The organism is Shimia sp. CNT1-13L.2 (genome assembly GCF_024331145.1).
GTDB lineage: Bacteria > Pseudomonadota > Alphaproteobacteria > Rhodobacterales > Rhodobacteraceae > Shimia.
The window spans coordinates 115,697-134,218 of the sequence record NZ_JANDJO010000005.1; the positions used below are offsets into that span (position 1 = coordinate 115,697).

Here is an 18,522-nt window from a genome sequence, read left to right on the forward strand (position 1 = left end):
GGTCATGAAATTCATTAAATCCGGTCAGGCCCCACGAGACCCCGCCACAGGTGACCTCTATGTGATGGGCGACATCGGAGCAGCCTTGCTCGCTGGCGCACCCGACACCGGCCAGCTCGACATCTACATGGTTGATTTCGCAGCCGGAGCCCGCAACCGCGTTCACGTCCACAAGAACGATCAGGTTCTGATCGGCGCTTCGGGGCGGGGCATCGTGGCAGACGCCACCGGCGAACGCGTCATGGAACCCGGCGATGTCGCGGTGATCCCTGCCGGTCATCCGCATTGGCACGGCGCAACCGCCGACAGCGCCTTTTCCCACATCGCCATTTCCACCCCCGGCGACGAGATCACCATCGTGGATGGCGACGATCGCGGTGCTTGGGGGGCTTTGCCCGAAGGGTCCGACACATGAGCAAACCCGTCATCATCACCTGCGCCCCCACCGGCGGCATTCACACCCCCACGATGTCCGAACACCTGCCGATCACACCAACTGAGATCGCAGAGGCCAGCATCGAAGCCGCCGAGGCAGGCGCGAGCATCATCCACCTGCACGCCCGCAACCCCGAGGATGGCCGCCCTGATCCGAACCCCGATCTTTTCATGGAGTTCCTGCCGCGCATCAAGCAGGCCTCGGACGCCGTTATCAACGTTTCGACAGGCGGCGGCCTTGGCATGAGCCGCGAGGAACGCCTACGCGCAGCCACCCGTGCCAGCCCCGAAATGGCCTCGATGAACATTGGGTCGATGAACTTCGGCATCTTCCCGATGAAGGACAAGTATTCGAACTGGAAACACGCCTGGGAACCCGAGTTCCTCGACATGACGCGCGATTTCATCTTCCGCAACACATTCGCCGACATCGAATACTGCATCAAGGAACTCGGTCAGGGGCACGGCACCCGTTTTGAATTCGAGTGCTACGATCTCGGTCACCTCTACAACCTCGCCTGGATTCGCGATCAGGGATGGATCGAAGGCCCGATCTTCGTTCAGATGGTCTTTGGCATTCTCGGCGGCGTCGGGGCCGATCTCGATAACCTCATGCACATGCACACCATCGCCAACAAGCTGTTCGGCGATGACTACGAATGGTCCGTGCTGGCCGCCGGACGCCACCAGATGCCCTTCACCACCCAAAGCGCCCTGCTTGGTGGCAACGTCCGCGTCGGCCTCGAAGACAGCCTCTATATCGGCCCCGGGCAAAAGGCCGTCTCAAGCGCACAGCAGGTCCGCAAAATCCGCGAGATCATCGAAAACCTCGGCCTCACGGTCGCCACCCCCGACGAAGCCCGCCAGCGCCTCGATCTAAAGGGCGGCGATCAGGTCGCGTTCTGAAGCGAGGGAAGGAAACCATGCAAACCAAGATGCTAATCAACGGCGAATGCGTCACAGGTGACGGCGAGGCCCTACCCGTGATCGACCCTGCGACCGGTGCCGAAATCGCCACTGTAAACGAGGCCAGCGCCGAGCAGGTCGAGGCCGCCGTGCGCAGTTCCGAGGACGCCTTCGAGACCTTCTCGCGCAGTACCCCGGCAGAGCGTGCCGCACTCCTTCTCGAAATCGCCGATTGCCTGGAAGCCAATCAGGACGAACTGGCGGAACTGGAAAGCCGCGATGTCGGCAAACCCTGGCCCTCAGCGCGAGACGACGAGATGCCGCTGACCATCGACACCTTCCGCTTTTTTGCCGGCGCTGCGCGCACCATGTCCGGTTCAGCGGCCGGGGAATATGTCGCCGGTCACACCAGCATGATCCGCCGTGACCCGGTCGGCCCCGTCGCTGCCATCGCGCCTTGGAACTATCCCCTCATGATGGCCGCATGGAAGCTCGCGGCCCCAATCGCCGCCGGTTGCACGGTGACGCTCAAACCTTCCGAGATCACCCCCCTTTCGACCCTGCGCGCCGCCGAACTTCTGAACGACATCCTGCCCAAGGGTGTGTTGAATGTGATCCATGGCCGTGGCCCCTCGATCGGCGACCAGCTGATCAACGCGCCGCAAATGGAAGCCATCACCGTGACCGGCTCTCCATCGACCGGCATGGCCGCCATGCGCGCCGCCAGCCAGCAGATCCGCCATGTTCACCTTGAACTCGGCGGCAAGGCCCCGGTCATCGTCTTTGACGACGCCGACATCGCCGCCGTGGCCGAGACAATCCGCTATGGCAGCTTCTTCAACGCCGGTCAGGACTGCGCCCAGCCCTGCCGCGTGATGGTGCAGGACGGGGTCTATGACAAGCTTGTCGCCGCCGTCGAAGCACAGGTGAAAGAAATCCGAATCGGCACCCAAAGGGCCGAGGGAACCGAGATGGGGCCCGTGGTCTCCGCCGCTCAACGTGACCGCGTCGCTGCCTTCGTCGATCGCGCGTCGACCTCCTGCGAGGTCGTCATCGGAGGAAGCGCGGGCGACGGCGACGGTTTCTTCTACCGCCCGACCGTTCTTGCCAATGTCGACAACAACGCCGAAGTCGCCCGCAACGAAATTTTCGGACCGGTTGTCACGCTGTCGCGTTTCTCCGAAGCCGAAGAGGCCCTCAAGATCGCCAACAACAGCAGCTACGGCCTCGCCTCCTCGGTCTGGACGGCCAATGTCGGGCGCGCGATGGAGATGACCAGCCGCCTGCGCTATGGGTTCACCTGGGTCAACACCCACGGCGTCGGGACACCCGAAATGCCATGGGCCGCCATGAAAGGCTCTGGCACCGGTTGCGACATGAGCGTCTATGCCCTCGACGCCTATACCGCGATCCGTCACGTGATGGTGGCCCATGGATAAGCCAACAGCAATCGTGACCGGCGGCAGCCGTGGCATCGGCCGCGCCATCGTCAACCGCCTACTCGCCGACGGCTACAACGTCGTCACCTGTGGTCGCGGCCCGCGCCCGGATGACCTTGATAACGCCGTTCACTGGGTACAGGCCGACGTTTCCATGACCGGTGACGCCGCGTATCTGATCAAGGATGCCAATACCGTCTTTGGCAGGGTTTCCCTGCTTGTGAACAACGCGGGCGTTCAGGTCGAAAAGACCGTCGCCCAAAGCGATGATGACGACTGGGATCTGGTGATGAACGTCAATTGCAAAGGTGTCTTCAACATGTGTCGGGCTGCTCTCGTCGACATGTCGGACCATGGCGGCAACATCATCAACATCGGCTCCATTTCCGGCATGGTCTCCGATCCTTCCATGGCGCTTTACAACGCGTCCAAGGCCTTTGTGCATGGCCTGACCCGCTCCATTGCCGTGGATCATGGCCCCAAGGTGCGCTGCAATGCCATCCGCCCGGGCTGGATCATGACCGAAATGGCCGAAGACGGCTTTGCTCTCGCGAATGACCCGGCCAAGGCCATGTCCGATGCCCTCGCCCGCCATCCGGTTGGCCGCTTTGGCGAACCCGACGATATTGCCAATATCGTCTCGTGGCTGGCGTCTGACCAATCCGCCTATCTCACGGGCGAATGTATCACCGTGGACGGCGGCATGACCGCCGCCTCCCCTCTCAATCCGGGACTGTTCTGATGGATTTCCAACACACCGCATGTCTGGGTGGCGGCGTCATCGGCGCCAGCTGGGCCGCGCTCTTTCTCGCTTCGGGCCGCTCGGTCGCCCTTTTCGATCCTGCATCGGACGTCGAAAAATCCGTGCGCGCATACATCGACCGCGCTTGGCCCACGCTTACGGAGATGGGCCTGACCGACCACGGCACCCCCGACGCCATCACCTTCCACCCAAGCGCTGCCGAAGCGGTCGCCGGGGCCAAGTTCGTTCAGGAAAACGTCCCCGAACGCCTGCCGATCAAACACGCCACCTTTGCCGAGATCGAACCCGCCCTTGATGCCGACGCCATTGTCGCCAGCTCCGCTTCCGGCCTCATGCTCTCGCAGATGCAGGGCGGCTGGCAGACCCCCGACCGCTTTGTTCTCGGCCACCCTTTCAACCCGCCGCATCTCATCCCGCTGGTGGAAGTTCTGGGCAACGAAAAGACGGCCAAGGGCGTGGTGGAAGAGGCCCAGCGTTTCTATGAGGCCGTTGGCAAGGTCACCATCCGCCTGCACAAGGAAAAGAACGGCCATGTCGCCAACCGACTGCAAGCCGCCATCTGGCGCGAGGCAATCAGCCTCGTGATGGAGGGCGTCGCCAGTGTTGAAGACGTGGACAAGGCGGTCTGGGCCGGCCCCGGTCTGCGGTGGGCGGCCATGGGGCCAACCATGCTGTTCAATCTGGGGGCGGGAGAAGGCGGCCTGCGCGCCTTCTGCGATCACTTCACCGACACGTTCAACGGCTGGTGGGACGATCTTGGCCAGATCCATCTCACTCCCGAAGTTGCGGAAACGCTCATCGCGGGGATCACCGAGGCGGCCAACGGCCAAACCCCGGCTGATCTCTCCGCGAAACGTGACGCCCTGATAACCGCCATGCAACGCGCCACGGTGGGGATGCGCTAAACAACGGTTTCTCGGAAACGAAATCGGGCGGGGAATTCCCCGCCCGTTTCTATTTCAAATCATCCATTGCGATCAGCCGCACTTGGAATGGCCGCAGCTGCCGCAGGTCATGCATCCTTCGACCATGCGCATGTCGAACTGGCCGCAGCTCGGGCAGGCCTTGCCGCGGGGTGCTTCACCCACGGCCATCACCTCGGCCTGTGGGTCGGTCTTGAGGCCCATGCCTTCGCCTTCGATAAACCCGATGGCGATCATGTGGCGCTCGATCACGCCGCCAATCGCAGCGAGGATCGACGGAATGTACTTGCCTTCCATCCAGGCACCGCCGCGCGGATCAAACACCGCTTTCAGCTCTTCCACGACAAAGGACACGTCCCCACCGCGACGGAACACAGCCGAGATCATCCGGGTCAGCGCCAGCGTCCAAGCATAGTGCTCCATGTTCTTGGAGTTGATGAACACTTCGAACGGGCGACGATGACCATTGATGATCACGTCGTTCACGGTCAGATAAATCGCGTGCTCGCTGTCGGGCCACTTCAGCTTGTAGGTCGCCCCCTCAAGCGATTGCGGACGTTGCAGCGGCTCGGACATATAGATCACTTCGCCGTCCGCCACGTGATCCGCGGGCTTCTCGCCCGGCGCATCCTCGGACTTTTCGGAAACCGCCAGAACCGATCCGGTCACATCGTTCGGACGATAGGTCGTGCAGCCCTTACAGCCGGTATCCCATGCCTGCATGTAGACGTCCTTGAAGGCATCGAACGAAATGTCTTCGGGGCAGTTGATGGTTTTGGAAATCGACGAGTCGATCCACTTCTGCGCCGCCGCCTGCATCCGCACGTGTGCCTGCGGCTCAAGCGTCTGGGCATTCACGAAATAGTCCGGCAGTTCTTTATCGCCGAACTTGTCGCGCCACATCTGCACCGCATAGTCGACCACCTCTTCCTCGGTGCGCGAGCCGTCCTTCTGAAGAACCTTGCGGGTATAGGCATAGGCAAAGACCGGCTCGATCCCCGAAGACACGTTGCCAGCATAAAGCGAAATCGTGCCAGTGGGAGCGATCGAGGTCAAAAGCGCGTTGCGGATGCCATGCTCGGCAATCGCCGCCTTCACGTCTTCGTCCATATCAGCCACAAGGCCGCCGTTGACGTATTTGTCCTTGTCAAACAGTGGGAAGGCACCCTTTTCCTTGGCCAGTTCCACCGACGCCAAGTAAGACGCACGCGCGATCGCTTTCATCCAAGCCTCGGTCTGCGCAGCGGCATCCTCGCTGCCATACTTCAGGCCCATCATCAAAAGGGCATCGGCAAGGCCGGTCACCCCAAGGCCGATCCGGCGCTTGGCCTGCGCTTCCTGAGCCTGGGCATCCAGCGGGAAGCGCGAGGCATCCACCACGTTGTCCATCATGCGCACGGCCATCGCGACCAGTTCGGTCAGTTCGGTTTCATCCAGACGCGCGCCGCCTTCGAACGGGTCTTTCACCAGACGCGCAAGGTTGATCGACCCCAGCAGGCAGGCGCCATAAGGCGGCAGCGGCTGTTCACCACAGGGGTTGGTCGCCGCGATCTCTTCGCAATAGCCAAGGTTGTTCTTCTGGTTGATGCGGTCGATGAAGATCACGCCCGGCTCGGCATAGTCATAGGTCGACTGCATGATCTTGTTCCAAAGGTCACGCGCCTCGACGGTGTGATAGACGCGACCGTCGAACTTCAATTCCCACGAGCCATCGTTCTTCACCGCTTCCATGAAGGCATCGGTCACCAGAACCGACATGTTGAACATGCGCAGCCGCGCCGGATCAGACTTGGCGGTAATGAAGTGTTCGATATCGGGGTGATCACACCGCATGGTCGCCATCATCGCACCCCGGCGCGACCCGGCCGACATGATGGTGCGGCACATCGCATCCCAGACATCCATGAACGACAGTGGGCCCGAGGCATCCGCCGCAACGCCCTTCACATCCGCACCACGCGGACGGATGGTCGAGAAATCATAGCCAATGCCGCCGCCCTGTTGCATCGTCAGCGCGGCCTCCTTCAGCATGTCGAAAATGCCCGACATGCTGTCCGGGATAGTGCCCATGACGAAACAGTTGAACAGGGTCACGTTGCGCGCGGTACCAGCACCGGCGGTGATACGCCCGGCGGGCAGGAATTTGAAATCCTCCAGCGCGCCATAAAAACGCTCTTCCCAGGCTTCCGGGTCTTTCTCAACCTTCGCCAGATCCCGTGCAATCCGCCTCCACGAATCCTCCACCGTCATGTCGATCGGTTTTCCGTCCGCCTGTTTAAAGCGGTACTTCATATCCCAGATCTGTTCGGCGATGGGGGCAGCGAAGCGAGTCATGTGCGAATCCTGTATGGTCTTGATGGCAGCAAAGTGGCGGTCTGGTTATCCGCGCCTCTGGTCTTCATCAACGCAAAAGATGCGGTTGACAAAAAGAAAGTTAATCAGCGCGAAGCCCTAGCGTAACACAACACCTTGCATCTACCAAACTGAAATATACTATATACAGACACCCACGAGTCACACTCAAGCAGGTACATCTTGGCTGGTTTCGTCAATCTCATCAAGCTCAGCGTCGGCAGTGAAAGCGTCGATACGCTTGCCGAATGGCAGGCTTCCCGCGTCGCGCAATCTGAAGACGGCCTGCCCCGCCACGTCACCCGCATGTGGCCAAAACGCGAAAGCGAGATCCTACAAGGTGGCTCGATCTACTGGGTAATCAAGGGCGTGATCCAGTGCCGGCAAAAAATTCTTCGCCTGGACGAGGTCATCGGTGCCGATGGCATCCGCCGCTGCGCCATTGTCCTTGATCCGCAACTGGTGCGCACCGAAACCGCGCTGCGCCGCCCTTTTCAGGGCTGGCGCTACCTCAAACCCGAAGACAGCCCTGCTGATCTCTCAGATGCACGCAAACAGGACGACGACATCCCCGTCGAACTTGCCGCCGCCCTTGCGGAAATCGGGGTGCGTTAAACGCGCCCCGACGACAATCCCAACTTCACCTTGAGCGCCTGCATAACCGCACGCTCCTCGTCATCCATCTGCGCCTTGCGCGACCGGAACAACGTCGCCTGCGATTGCAGCACCAGCGCATCCGACAGGATCTTCAGGTGGTTGGCTCTCAGGGTATCTCCGGTCGAGGTAATATCCGCCACCCCTTCCGCGGTCAGGTTCTTCACCGTCCCTTCGGTCGCCCCTTGGCTGTCAACCAGTTGATAGTCCGCCACGCCTGCATCCATCAGGTATTCGCGTACGAGGCGGTGGTACTTGGTGGCAATCCGCATCCGGAACCCGTGTTCGGCACGAAACGCCGATGCCGCCGCATCCAGATCATCCAACGTATCTACATCAACCCAGCAGTTCGGCACGGCGATAATCAGATCAGCGTGCCCGAAACCCAACAGCGCAAGCTCTTCAACCTGCTGCTCCCACTGGCCAAGCTTTTCGCGCACGAGGTCGGTACCGGTTACGCCGAGGTGAATTCGACCTGCGGCCAGTTCGCGCGGAATTTCCCCCGCCGACAGCAGCACCAGTTCGACACCTTCGACACCTTCGACCGCACCGGCATATTCCCGGTCCGAGCCGGTTCGCGCCATGGACACCCCACGCGCACCAAACCAGTCAAAGGTCTTTTCCATTAGCCGCCCCTTGGACGGCACACCCAACTTGATCGTCATAGCGCGCCCTCCAGTTCCAGAAGCAGACCGGGACGGATCACGCCTCCAACAGCCGGAATCTCGCGCCCCTGACCCAGCGCACGGGTCAGCGCATCATAACGTCCGCCCGTCGCCACCGGCGGCAGGTCCGGCCGCCCCGGCGCATGGAAACCAAAGACAAACCCGTCATAATATTCCATCGACGTCCGGCCATAGCTGGTTTCAAAGTCGAGGTTATCCACATCCACACCGCGCGCTGCCAGCGCATCAATGCGATCCTTGAGCCGGAACACGGCCTCGGTGATCGCGGGCATGTCGACAGCAATGTCACGCAGTTGCTCAAGCGCAAACGGCATGGTTTCGCGCACGTTCAAAAGCGCCTCGATCAATTCGACCTGACCAGAAGAAAGCGGTGCCGCCTCGGCATCTTCACGCAGCCAGCCGATCCGCGCTTCGATCTCCGAAGCCGACCGCAAACCGATCTGCGGGAAATCATTCTCCATCGGTGCCGGATTTTCCAACAGCGCCTTGCGCGTTGCAGGCACCGGGCTTCGCCCCGAGAACCGATCCATCAGCGCGCGGAAACGGCGCGGCCGCCAGACATGGCGCATCAGCGCCGCCTTGCGCCGTTCGGTTGTCTCCAACCCCTGCACCGCTGCCATCAACACGCCAATGTCACCGGTCGACGCCTTCAACTCGGCCCCGCGCAGTGCCTTGCGGATCACATCGAACACTTCGGCATCTGCCGCCGCGGGGTTGTCCCGTTCGAAAACCTCGTAGCCTACCTGCGTATATTCGTTGTCGCGATCGATATCGTCTTCCTGACGCCGGAACACCTGCCCGGCATAGGTATAGCGGGCAGGTTCTGCGCCATGTTCCATGTGCATCTGCACCACCGGCACCGTGAAATCCGGGCGCAACATCTGCTCGCCCAGCAAGGTGTCCGACGTCACATAGGCACGTCCGCGGATATCCTCGCCATAAAGGTCCAGCAAAAGGTCCGCAGGCTGCAATACGTTGGTCTCGACCGACCGCGCACCCTCGGCTTCGAACATGGCTTTCAACCCGGCGGCGCGGGCGCGAATTTTCGCCTTTCTCGGCATCAGTTCTCCTGACCCTCCAGGATCTCGCGCACCTTGGCGACCAGATCAGAGCGCGGCACCTCGAACTGGCTCGGGCGTTCCTTCCACTCTTCCAGCGTCGCGCTTTCGGCGATCTTGGCGCCAAGGATCAGGTCCTTGATCTGCACCACGCCGCGGTCTTTCTCGTCGCCGCCTTCGATAACGGCAATGGGCGAGTTGCGCTTGTCGGCATACTTCAGCTGGTTGCCAAAGTTCTTGGGGTTGCCCAGGTAAACTTCGGCGCGAATGCCCGCATTGCGCAGGTCCGCCACCATCGCCTGATAATCGGCCATCCGACCCTTATCCATCACGGTCACAACCACCGGCCCAACACTGCGGCCACCCATACGGCCTTTCTCGCGCAGCGCCGCCAGCAGGCGATCCACACCAATCGACACGCCGGTCGCAGGCACAGCCTGTCCGGTGAACCGCTTGACCAGATCGTCATAACGACCGCCCCCCGACACCGATCCGAACTGCCGCTTGCGGCCTTTCTCGTCGAAGATTTCAAAGGTCAGTTCGGCCTCGTAAACGGGCCCAGTATAATACCCCAGACCGCGCACGATGCTCGGGTCGATCTCGATCCGATCCGCCCCGTAGCCGCCAGCCTCCAGCAGCTCTGCAATCTGCTCCAGCTCGGCAATACCCTCGGCTCCCACACTCGACGCACCAACCGCGCCGCGCAGGTTCTCGAACGTCTTGGCCACATCCGACGCTTTCGAGGTCAGGAAAGCAATCACCGGCTCGGCCTGATCCGCGCTTAGACCCACGCCATCAATGTAAGCCCCCGAGGCATCCAGACGCCCCTTGGTCAGCAATTCGCGCACGCCTTGTTCGCCCACCTTGTCGAACTTGTCGATGGTGCGCAGCACGTTGTCACGCGCGGCCTGATCATCACCAAGGCCCATGACCTCCAGAACACCGTTCATGACCTTGCGGTTGTTCACCCGCACAAGATAGTCGCCGCGCGGAATGCCAACGGTCTCAAGCGTATCCGACAGCATCGCGCAGATTTCGGCATCTGCCGCCATGCTCGCCGTGCCGACGGTATCGGCATCGCACTGGTAGAACTGGCGATAGCGCCCCGGGCCCGGCTTTTCGTTGCGCCAGACCGGCCCCATCGCATATCGGCGATAGGGCGTCGGCAGATCATTGCGGTGCTGTGCATAGACCCGCGCCAACGGCGCGGTCAGGTCATAGCGCAGGGCCATCCAGTCGCCCTTGTCGTTCTCGTCGAACTCCTGCCATGCAAACACGCCTTCATTCGGGCGATCTACATCCGGAAGGAACTTGCCCAGCGCCTCAACGGTTTCCACCGCCGACGATTCCAGCGCCTCGAACCCGTAATGATGATAGACCCCGGCGATCTGTTGCAGCATATGGCTGCGCTCGGTCACTTCGGCACCGAAATAGTCGCGGAACCCTTTTGGCGTCTCTGCCTTGGGGCGGGGGGCTTTCTTCACTTTGGCCATGTCTCATGGTCCTTTCGGGTTTACTCGCCCGTGCGTTTACCCAATGCCCCGCACGGGGGCAAGCAACGCCTTTACGACAAAGCGCCCCGCCCCGGTTTTCTTCTGGATACAGGTGCACGGAAGCCACCTAGGTAAACCGCTTGGCACAAGGCGCGGAAAACGAAAACGGGGCCGCCAAGGCGACCCCGTTCCAATCATGGCTTCAGAAGTGTTTAGTCTTCTTCGTCGAGCATGCGAACCGCACCCAAAGACGCGTTCGAAACATGCGCGGCATAGACCTTGAGGGCCTTCGACACCGCGCGCGGACGACCTTCGGCCCTCCACACTTTCTTGTCGGCTTGCGGGTGGTTGGCACGGCGTTCGGCCAGAACCTCATCGCTCACATCCAGATGGATGGTGCGGTTGGGAACCGAGATCTTGATCTTGTCGCCGTCTTCCACAAGCGCGATCACGCCTTTCTCGGCGGCTTCCGGCGAAGCGTGACCAATCGAAAGGCCAGCGGTACCGCCCGAGAAACGGCCATCCGTCAACAGCGCACAGGTCGTATCCAGCTTCTTCGACTTAAGGTAAGCGGTCGGATAGAGCATCTCCTGCATACCCGGCCCACCTTTCGGACCTTCATACCGGATCACGACCACCGAATAAGGCTGAACCTCGTTCTGCAGAATGCCGTGCATCGCGTCTTCCATGGATTCGAACACCTTCGCAGTGCCTTCGAACTCATACATTTCCTTGATCACACCGGCGGTCTTCAGGATACACCCCTGCTCGGCAATGTTGCCGAACAACACGCAAAGCCCACCCTCTTCCGAATAGGCGTTGTCAAAATCACGCACACAGCCGTCTTCGATGTCGAGATCAAGCTCCGTATACATGCGCGACTGGCTGAACGCCTCGGTGGTGCGCACACCACCCGGCGCGGCGATGAACAGGTCACGCGCTTCGTTGCCTGCGCTTTCACGGCGCACATCCCACTTGTCGATGAACTCACCAACGGTCTTTTCATGTACCGTGGCACAGTGGCGGTGAATTTTGCCTTCGCGATCCAACTCGCCCATGATCCGGGCGATACCACCGGCGCGGTGAACATCTTCCATGTGGTACTTGGGCGTCGAGGGCGCCACTTTACACAGATGCGGGATCTGGCGGCTCATCCGGTCCATGTCAGCCATGGTGAAATCAACGCCACCCTCATGCGCGATCGCCAGCAGGTGCAGAACCGTGTTGGTCGAGCCACCCATGGCAATATCCAGCGCCATTGCGTTCTCGAAAGCTTCGAAGTTGGCGATACCACGCGGCAGGGCGGTCTCGTCACCGTGCTTGTACCAGCGTTCGCAAAGTTCGATGATCTTGTGACCGGCTTCCTCGAACAGACCACGGCGTTTCGAGTGTGTCGCCAGAAGCGAGCCATTGCCCGGCAGCGCAAGGCCCAGCGCCTCGGCCAGACAGTTCATCGAGTTCGCCGTGAACATCCCCGAGCAGGACCCGCAGGTCGGACACGCAGAACGCTCAAGCTTTTCAACTTCTTCTTCGGAACGGTCTTCATCGGTCGCGCCAACAATCGCGGTCACGAGGTCGGCCTTGTGCTCACCGTCCTGAAGGATCACCTTACCGGCTTCCATCGGACCACCCGAAACAAAGATCGCAGGGATGTTCAGACGCATGGCCGCCATGAGCATACCCGGGGTGATCTTGTCACAGTTCGAGATACAGACCAGCGCGTCGGCACAGTGCGCATTGGCCATGTACTCGACACTGTCCGCGATCACTTCGCGCGAGGGCAGCGAATACAACATGCCGTCATGGCCCATTGCGATACCGTCATCCACCGCGATGGTGTTCATTTCCTTGGCAACACCGCCCGCCTTCTCGATCTCGCGCGCAACCAGTTGGCCCATGTCCTTGAGGTGGACGTGACCGGGCACGAATTCGGTGAACGAGTTGACCACTGCCACAATCGGCTTGCCAAAATCTTCGGTTTTCATACCGGTCGCACGCCACAGGGCGCGCGCAGCTGCCATACGGCGGCCAAACGTGGACGTCTTAGAGCGAAGATCAGGCATTGCGGCTCTCCTTGAGATAGCTGTTTCCCTGCATATGGGATTGATCCTGACGGGTGCCATCAGAAATGCGCATTTGCAAGCCGGAACGGCAATTTTATTACCAGAATCCCCCTGTTTTCCTAAGAAACACGATCGCCCTGAAAGGAGTCCCTTTCGGCGGAGCAAAAGACTGGCCGAAATAGCCTGCCCCTCTCCAATCAACAAGCGATTCTCCAACGGTTACGTACGGCGCAAAGGCAAGCCATCGATAAGTAAGTGCAAGTCATTAAAATTTTAATCCTAATAGCAAAAAACACCCTCAATTGATGAAATCACCCGCCCATGACACAAATTCTTCATCCAAATTCTCTAGCGCACGGCACGAAAACGGCCGGTCTGTCGCAGTCAGGCCAGCCGGAAAACACACTCGTCATTCATTCTTCAGGAAGAAGCTCGAAAAGGAACGCGCAAATGGATCGAAAGGTCATCCTCGTCATCATGGACGGCACTGGCTACAACGCTGCCCTGTCGCAATGTGGCTACCTCGAAGGCGCCGTCGAACTTGGTCAGGCGCGACGCTGGAAGATGCAGACGGCCCTGCCTACGCTGTCCGGACCGATGTACGAGACCATTCACACCGGTCTATGGCCGCACGAACACGGCATTACCTCGAACGAAGGCATGCGCGCATCGACCTCGGCCAATGTCTTCTCGCTTGCGCGGTCCGCGGGCAAGACCACCGCCGCCGTTGCCCAGGAATACTATCACCGTCTTTACGTCGACCGTCCCTGGGATCGGCTGCGTTCGATCGAGCATCACGATCCCGACACCGACATCCAGCACGCCCGTTTCTACTCGATGGAGGGCTATGGACCGGTCAACGCCGTTGCCCCCGCCGAAATCGACCTCTGCGCGCAGATGACGATCCTCGCCGAAGCCCACCAGCCTGACTACCTGCTGCTGCACACATGCGCGGCAGACACCCTTGGCCACACCTACGGCGGCACTAGCGCTGAGTATCACTATCAGGTCTGGATGATCGACAATGCCCTGTCCCGCGCGGTGCCCACATGGCGCGAGCTTGGATACGAGGTTATGGTCACTGCTGACCACGGAATGAACGCAGACAAACACCACGGCGGCACCGAAGACATCATGCGGGATGTCGCCTTCTACTATTTCGGGGATGCAGAAGGCCCCGACGGTGACACCGTCCTGAGCCAGCTTGGCATCGCCGCAACAATCCTCGAGCGCATGGGCGTTGAACCGGATACCGGGATGCGCCCGTCCTTCCTGAAAGGCTGAAGAGGTTGCGGGTGGTCCAACGGGCCGCCCCGTCCATGTTTTCCTTCCCACAAGCCGCGACAGCCCCTAGCCTGAAATCACAAGACGATCCGAAAAACGGATCGCAAGGGAGGAACATCGTGAGACTAGAGAACAAGACCGCCATCGTAACTGGCGGAGCTTCCGGCTTTGGCGCGGGCATCGTACGGAAATTCGTGGCCGAAGGCGCCACCGTCATGATCGCGGACATAAATGCCGAAGCGGCGCAAGACATGGCCGCAGAGGTCGGGGGGTTGGCGCAGGAAGTTGATGTCGCCGACAACATCAGCGTGCGCACCATGATCGGCGCGGCGCAATCGGCCTGGGGGAAGGTCGACATTCTGGTCAACAACGCGGGCGTCACCCACCTGCCAGCACCGCTGGACACGATCAGCGAAGAAGACTTCGACAGCGTGTTCGCCGTGAACTGCAAATCGGTCTACCTGACGGCCCGCCATCTCGTGCCCTTGATGAAATCTCGTGGCGAAGGGTCAATCCTCAACGTCGCCTCGACCGCAGGCATCAGCCCGCGACCCAACCTCAACTGGTACAACGCCTCGAAGGGATGGATGAACACCGCAACCAAGACCATGGCCGTGGAACTCGCCCCCTTTGGCATCCGCGTGAACGCCCTGAATCCGGTGGCAGGGGAAACCCCGCTACTCAAGTCCTTCATGGGGGAAGACACCCCCGAAATGCGCCGCAAGTTCCTGTCCACAATTCCGATTGGCCGGTTCTCCACGCCCGAAGACATGGGCAACGCCGCTTGCTTCCTGAGTTCGGAAGAGGCCTCGATGATTACCGGAACCTGCATGGAGGTTGACGGCGGGCGTTGCATCTAGCGATTCAATGACGCACACAAAACAGGCAGACCGCACAATTTTCCACATTTGGTCGCACCAGCTATGCTGCATTGCAGCAAACCCTCTGGCCCCCCTCGGCACCTCGCATTAGTTTCGTACCGTGCGAACAAGCGGGGCAAGAACCGGGCCGTGCCAGAATCTCTTTCCATAATCATTGTCGAACAGGACAAGGATCGCGCCGAGGCCATCGTTGACAGCATTCTGGAAACCGGCGCTCACGAGATCCGGGTTCTGTCGGAACCAACCGGTCTTGCCCGCTTTGTTGCCGAGTTCGACCCGGACATTGTTCTGGTCGATGTCGCCAACCCGTCCCGCGACACGCTCGAAGAACTGGCACTCGCCTCCTCTCCCTTGGACCGGCCCGTCGCAATGTTCGTGGACCGTTCAGACGACAGCCTGACCAAGGCCGCCATCGACGCCGGTGTTTCGGCATATGTCGTAGACGGGTTGCGCGCAGACCGGATCAAACCGGTCATGGATGCGGCGATTGCACGGTTCCACGTCTTCCAGCGCATGCGCACCGAACTCGAGGCAACAAAACGTGCCCTCGAAGAACGCAAGATCATTGACCGCGCAAAAGGTATCGTCATGCGCAACCGCGGCATTGGCGAAGACGAAGCCTATGCCCTGATCCGCAAGACCGCGATGGATCAGGGAAAAAAGCTTGTCGATGTCGCCCAGGCCCTCGTCACTGCGGCGGAGCTTTTGTCATGAGGACGGTTTCACTGAACGTCGGCTTCATGCCCCTTGTCGATGCCGCCCCCCTCGTCATCGCGCGGGAACTGGGCTTTGCAGAAGAAGAGGGGCTCGACCTGTCGCTTCAAGGCGCGCCTTCATGGTCGACCCTGCGGGACCGCTTGGCGCTTGGCCAGATCGAAGCGGCGCATATGCTGTCACCGGTTCCGATTGCAATGGCCCTCGGCCTCGGCGGAATGGCCACGCGCTTTGATGCCCTGTGCGTTCTGTCCATCAACGGCAACGTCATCGGCGTCTCTCGCGAGATGGCCCAGGACCTCAAGGCAAACGGCGCTCGGCTCGATTTCCTCGACGCCACGACAACGGGTCAGGCCCTGTCCTCCTTGAACAAGGACATTCGGATCGGTGTTCCCTTCCCGTTTTCGATGCACGCCGAACTCCTCTATTACTGGCTCGACAGCATCGGCCTGCCCTCCCCGCAGGGTCTCGATGTCCGCACCATTCCCCCACCGCTCATGTCGCAGGCCATCGCGGCCGGTGAAATTGACGCCTTCTGTGTCGGTGAACCTTGGGGGTCCATTGCCGTCGAAAACGGACATGGAGAACTCATTCTGCCGGGCCAGTCGATCTGGCAATTCGCTCCGGAAAAAGTTCTGGCCGTGCGCCATGACTGGGCCGAAGCCGAACAGGATCTGACGGGGCGCCTTATGCGGGCGGTCTGGAAAGCTGGCCGCTGGCTGGGTGATCCAACCAAACTGTCGACGATTGCCGAAGTGCTGTCGTGGCCGGAATACCTCGGGGTCAGCGCGGAAATCATCGAACGCGCCCTGTCCGGGCAGATGGTGATCTCGCAGCGTGGCGAAACCCGCCGTGTTCCGCGCATGATCGGCTTTTTCGAAGGCGCGGCAAGCTTCCCGTGGAAATCCCAGGCCGCCTGGATCGGCAACCGCATGGCAACGCGCTTCGGACTCGACCGCGTGCAGGCCGCAAAAGCAGCGTCGGATGTCTTCCGCTCCGACCTCTACAGAAAACACCTGGCCTCAACCGGCGCGGAAATGCCCGGCGCATCCCAAAAAGTCGAAGGCGCAATCTCTGTCCCAACCCCTGTGGCCTCCAAGGCGGGCACCCTGATTCTTCAGCCGGATCGCTTTTTCAACGGTGCAATCTTCGACTCGAGCCAGACGAGTTGATTAAAAATTGTGCAATCCCCCGCGCATTGCGGCATTGCAGCATGAAATTCGCACTCGCAGCATCCCCCAACCTTGTTCGCCGACACTTCACCCGCCTTAATGGTCTCAAGACGGAGCAATGGCGTTCCGTTGTCACCTCCTCCCATAGACTTGGGAACGCTGAGCAAAGCCGCTCGACCCGCTGCCTTCGAAGGGCAGTGTGCGTCAGCGGCTTTTTTGTTTTTACCGCCCGCGAACAGGGCCACATCGAGGAAAGACACATGAAACGGATTGCATCCATCCTCGCGGCGACCACCATGATGGTCACACCCGCAATGGCAGAACTGGAACTCGAAAAAGACGAACTGACCTTCGGCTTCATCAAGCTGACCGACATGGCACCCCTGGCCGTCGCCTATGAACAGGGCTTCTTCGATGACGAAGGCCTCTTCGTTACGCTGGAAGCACAAGCCAACTGGAAAGTGCTGCTGGATGGTGTGATCGACGGCCAACTCGACGGCGCGCACATGCTTGCAGGCCAGCCGCTGGCGGCCACCATCGGTTTCGGTACCGAGGCACATATCATCACCCCCTTCTCGATGGACCTGAACGGCAACGGCATCACCGTTTCCAACCAGATCTGGGAAGAGATGAAGCCGCACATTCCGCATGACGCCGAAGGCAAGCCGATCCACCCGATCTCGGCCAAGTCGCTCGCACCGGTTGTCGAGAAGTACAAATCCGAAGGCAAGCCCTTCAACATGGGCATGGTTTTCCCGGTTTCGACCCACAACTATGAACTGCGCTACTGGCTCGCAGCTGGTGGTCTCGAGCCCGGCTTTTACAGCCCCGAAAACATCACCGGCCAGATCGGCGCAGACGTTCTCCTGTCGGTGACCCCGCCGCCGCAAATGCCCGCCACCATGGAAGCCGGCACCATCTACGGCTACTGCGTAGGTGAGCCCTGGAACCAGCAGGCCGTCTTCAAAGGCATCGGCGTTCCGGTCATCACCGACTACGAACTCTGGAAGAACAACCCCGAGAAAGTCTTCGGCATCACCGCAGAATTCGCCGAGGAATATCCGAACACCACCCTCGCCGTGGTCAAGGCTCTGATCCGCGCCGCGATGTGGCTGGACGAGAACGACAACGCCAACCGTCCCGAAGCCGTGAAGATCCTGTCGCAACCGGAGTACGTGGGCGCCGACTATGAAGTGATCGCCAACTCGATGACCGGCACCTTCGAATACGAAAAGGGTGACAAGCGTGAAGTTCCTGACTTCAATGTGTTCTTCCGCTACAACGCGACCTACCCGTTCTATTCGGACGCCGTCTGGTACCTGACCCAGATGCGCCGCTGGGGTCAAATCGCCGAGGCCAAGCCGGACAGCTGGTATGACGAGGTCGCCAAATCGGTCTACAAGCCCGAAATCTACCTCGAAGCTGCCAAGCTCCTGGTTGAAGAAGGTCTCGCCAATGAAGCCGACTTCCCCTGGGATAGCGACGGCTACAAGGCACCGACCCCGGCCGAAGACATCATCGACGGCATTGCCTATGACGGCAAAACCCCGAACGCCTACCTCGACAGCCTGCCGATTGGTCTGAAAGGCCAACAGAAAGTCGTCGGCACCGAGGTCCAAGGCTGATCTCTAGCGAGCCACAATTCCCTCCCCCTCACAGGGGGAGGGCAAGCGAGCGGGTCTGACCCGCCCCGCGACGG

Annotated in this window: 16 protein-coding genes; 11 read left to right on the forward strand and 5 right to left on the reverse strand. The window is 60.5% G+C overall.

The features are described from left to right. The first annotated feature begins 4 nt into the window (after positions 1 to 4). From NNA36_RS12435 to NNA36_RS12455, 5 genes are read left to right on the forward strand one after another with little or no spacing between them, the layout of a single operon-like run. Positions 5 to 415: a cupin domain-containing protein gene (locus NNA36_RS12435; RefSeq protein WP_255107447.1), complete on the forward strand. Its 411-nt coding sequence runs from the start codon at positions 5 to 7 to the stop codon at positions 413 to 415. Beyond that, positions 412 to 1,341 (forward strand): 3-keto-5-aminohexanoate cleavage protein, encoded by a 930-nt coding sequence (locus tag NNA36_RS12440; RefSeq protein ID WP_255107449.1) that lies wholly within the window; start codon positions 412 to 414, stop codon positions 1,339 to 1,341. The genes NNA36_RS12435 and NNA36_RS12440 overlap by 4 nt, the downstream gene beginning before the upstream one ends. Before the next feature lie 17 nt (positions 1,342 to 1,358). Further along, positions 1,359 to 2,780 carry an aminobutyraldehyde dehydrogenase gene (locus NNA36_RS12445; RefSeq protein ID WP_255107451.1) on the forward strand — a complete coding sequence of 474 codons (1,422 nt, stop codon included), beginning with the start codon at positions 1,359 to 1,361 and terminating at the stop codon, positions 2,778 to 2,780. After that, positions 2,773 to 3,522: an SDR family NAD(P)-dependent oxidoreductase gene (locus NNA36_RS12450; protein WP_255107452.1), complete on the forward strand. Its 750-nt coding sequence runs from the start codon at positions 2,773 to 2,775 to the stop codon at positions 3,520 to 3,522. The genes NNA36_RS12445 and NNA36_RS12450 overlap by 8 nt, the downstream gene beginning before the upstream one ends. Beyond that, entirely contained in the window at positions 3,522 to 4,448 is a 927-nt protein-coding gene (locus tag NNA36_RS12455; protein WP_255107453.1) for a 3-hydroxyacyl-CoA dehydrogenase NAD-binding domain-containing protein, read from the forward strand. The genes NNA36_RS12450 and NNA36_RS12455 overlap by 1 nt, the downstream gene beginning before the upstream one ends. A gap of 72 nt (positions 4,449 to 4,520) precedes the next feature. Here NNA36_RS12455 and NNA36_RS12460 read toward each other — a convergent pair whose 3' ends face one another. Then, positions 4,521 to 6,800, reverse strand: coding sequence for an adenosylcobalamin-dependent ribonucleoside-diphosphate reductase (locus NNA36_RS12460; protein ID WP_255107454.1), 2,280 nt, complete (start codon positions 6,798 to 6,800; stop codon positions 4,521 to 4,523). 201 nt (positions 6,801 to 7,001) lie between these two features. On the opposite strand from NNA36_RS12460, the gene NNA36_RS12465 reads away from it, so the two are divergent. Then, the gene (locus NNA36_RS12465; RefSeq protein ID WP_255107455.1) at positions 7,002 to 7,433 is read left to right on the forward strand and encodes a DUF1489 family protein; all 432 of its coding nucleotides are present in this window, start codon (positions 7,002 to 7,004) and stop codon (positions 7,431 to 7,433) included. Here NNA36_RS12465 and hisG read toward each other — a convergent pair. From hisG to ilvD, 4 genes are all read right to left on the reverse strand, one after another. Further along, a complete protein-coding gene (gene hisG, locus NNA36_RS12470; protein WP_255107456.1) occupies positions 7,430 to 8,137 on the reverse strand; it encodes an ATP phosphoribosyltransferase in 708 nt (235 codons plus the stop codon). The two genes, NNA36_RS12465 and hisG, sit on opposite strands and share 4 nt — an antisense overlap. Beyond that, positions 8,134 to 9,219, reverse strand: a complete 1,086-nt coding sequence (locus NNA36_RS12475; protein ID WP_255107457.1) for an ATP phosphoribosyltransferase regulatory subunit — start codon at positions 9,217 to 9,219, stop codon at positions 8,134 to 8,136. Before NNA36_RS12475 ends, hisG begins: the two co-directional genes overlap by 4 nt. Further along, a complete protein-coding gene (hisS, locus tag NNA36_RS12480) occupies positions 9,219 to 10,709 on the reverse strand; it encodes a histidine--tRNA ligase (protein WP_255107458.1) in 1,491 nt (496 codons plus the stop codon). Before hisS ends, NNA36_RS12475 begins: the two co-directional genes overlap by 1 nt. A 212-nt stretch (positions 10,710 to 10,921) precedes the next feature. Next, a complete protein-coding gene (ilvD, locus tag NNA36_RS12485; RefSeq protein WP_255107459.1) occupies positions 10,922 to 12,772 on the reverse strand; it encodes a dihydroxy-acid dehydratase in 1,851 nt (616 codons plus the stop codon). Positions 12,773 to 13,222: 450 nt separating this feature from the next. Here ilvD and NNA36_RS12490 point away from each other — a divergent pair, with 450 nt between their 5' ends. From NNA36_RS12490 to NNA36_RS12510, 5 genes are all read left to right on the forward strand, one after another. Further along, positions 13,223 to 14,056 (forward strand): alkaline phosphatase family protein, encoded by an 834-nt coding sequence (locus NNA36_RS12490; RefSeq protein WP_255107461.1) that lies wholly within the window; start codon positions 13,223 to 13,225, stop codon positions 14,054 to 14,056. A 119-nt stretch (positions 14,057 to 14,175) separates the two neighbouring features. Then, positions 14,176 to 14,916: an SDR family oxidoreductase gene (locus NNA36_RS12495; protein WP_255107463.1), complete on the forward strand. Its 741-nt coding sequence runs from the start codon at positions 14,176 to 14,178 to the stop codon at positions 14,914 to 14,916. Positions 14,917 to 15,066: 150 nt separating this feature from the next. Continuing rightward, the gene (locus NNA36_RS12500; RefSeq protein WP_255107465.1) at positions 15,067 to 15,651 is read left to right on the forward strand and encodes an ANTAR domain-containing protein; all 585 of its coding nucleotides are present in this window, start codon (positions 15,067 to 15,069) and stop codon (positions 15,649 to 15,651) included. Continuing rightward, positions 15,648 to 16,823: a CmpA/NrtA family ABC transporter substrate-binding protein gene (locus NNA36_RS12505; protein ID WP_255107467.1), complete on the forward strand. Its 1,176-nt coding sequence runs from the start codon at positions 15,648 to 15,650 to the stop codon at positions 16,821 to 16,823. The genes NNA36_RS12500 and NNA36_RS12505 overlap by 4 nt, the downstream gene beginning before the upstream one ends. A gap of 260 nt (positions 16,824 to 17,083) precedes the next feature. Further along, entirely contained in the window at positions 17,084 to 18,448 is a 1,365-nt protein-coding gene (locus NNA36_RS12510; RefSeq protein WP_255107469.1) for a CmpA/NrtA family ABC transporter substrate-binding protein, read from the forward strand. The last annotated feature ends 74 nt before the right edge of the window (positions 18,449 to 18,522 follow it).

What these genes read in the sequence shown, in the direction of transcription:
- NNA36_RS12435 (WP_255107447.1), top strand. Translation starts at nt 5, where the DNA reads ATGAAATTCATTAAATCCGGTCAGGCCCCACGAGACCCCGCCACAGGT.
- NNA36_RS12440 (WP_255107449.1), top strand. Translation starts at nt 412, where the DNA reads ATGAGCAAACCCGTCATCATCACCTGCGCCCCCACCGGCGGCATTCAC.
- NNA36_RS12445 (WP_255107451.1), top strand. Translation starts at nt 1,359, where the DNA reads ATGCAAACCAAGATGCTAATCAACGGCGAATGCGTCACAGGTGACGGC.
- NNA36_RS12450 (WP_255107452.1), top strand. Translation starts at nt 2,773, where the DNA reads ATGGATAAGCCAACAGCAATCGTGACCGGCGGCAGCCGTGGCATCGGC.
- NNA36_RS12455 (WP_255107453.1), top strand. Translation starts at nt 3,522, where the DNA reads ATGGATTTCCAACACACCGCATGTCTGGGTGGCGGCGTCATCGGCGCC.
- NNA36_RS12460 (WP_255107454.1), bottom strand. Translation starts at nt 6,800, where the DNA reads ATGACTCGCTTCGCTGCCCCCATCGCCGAACAGATCTGGGATATGAAG.
- hisG (WP_255107456.1), bottom strand. Translation starts at nt 8,137, where the DNA reads ATGACGATCAAGTTGGGTGTGCCGTCCAAGGGGCGGCTAATGGAAAAG.
- NNA36_RS12475 (WP_255107457.1), bottom strand. Translation starts at nt 9,219, where the DNA reads ATGCCGAGAAAGGCGAAAATTCGCGCCCGCGCCGCCGGGTTGAAAGCC.
- hisS (WP_255107458.1), bottom strand. Translation starts at nt 10,709, where the DNA reads ATGGCCAAAGTGAAGAAAGCCCCCCGCCCCAAGGCAGAGACGCCAAAA.
- ilvD (WP_255107459.1), bottom strand. Translation starts at nt 12,772, where the DNA reads ATGCCTGATCTTCGCTCTAAGACGTCCACGTTTGGCCGCCGTATGGCA.
- NNA36_RS12490 (WP_255107461.1), top strand. Translation starts at nt 13,223, where the DNA reads ATGGATCGAAAGGTCATCCTCGTCATCATGGACGGCACTGGCTACAAC.
- NNA36_RS12505 (WP_255107467.1), top strand. Translation starts at nt 15,648, where the DNA reads ATGAGGACGGTTTCACTGAACGTCGGCTTCATGCCCCTTGTCGATGCC.
- NNA36_RS12510 (WP_255107469.1), top strand. Translation starts at nt 17,084, where the DNA reads ATGAAACGGATTGCATCCATCCTCGCGGCGACCACCATGATGGTCACA.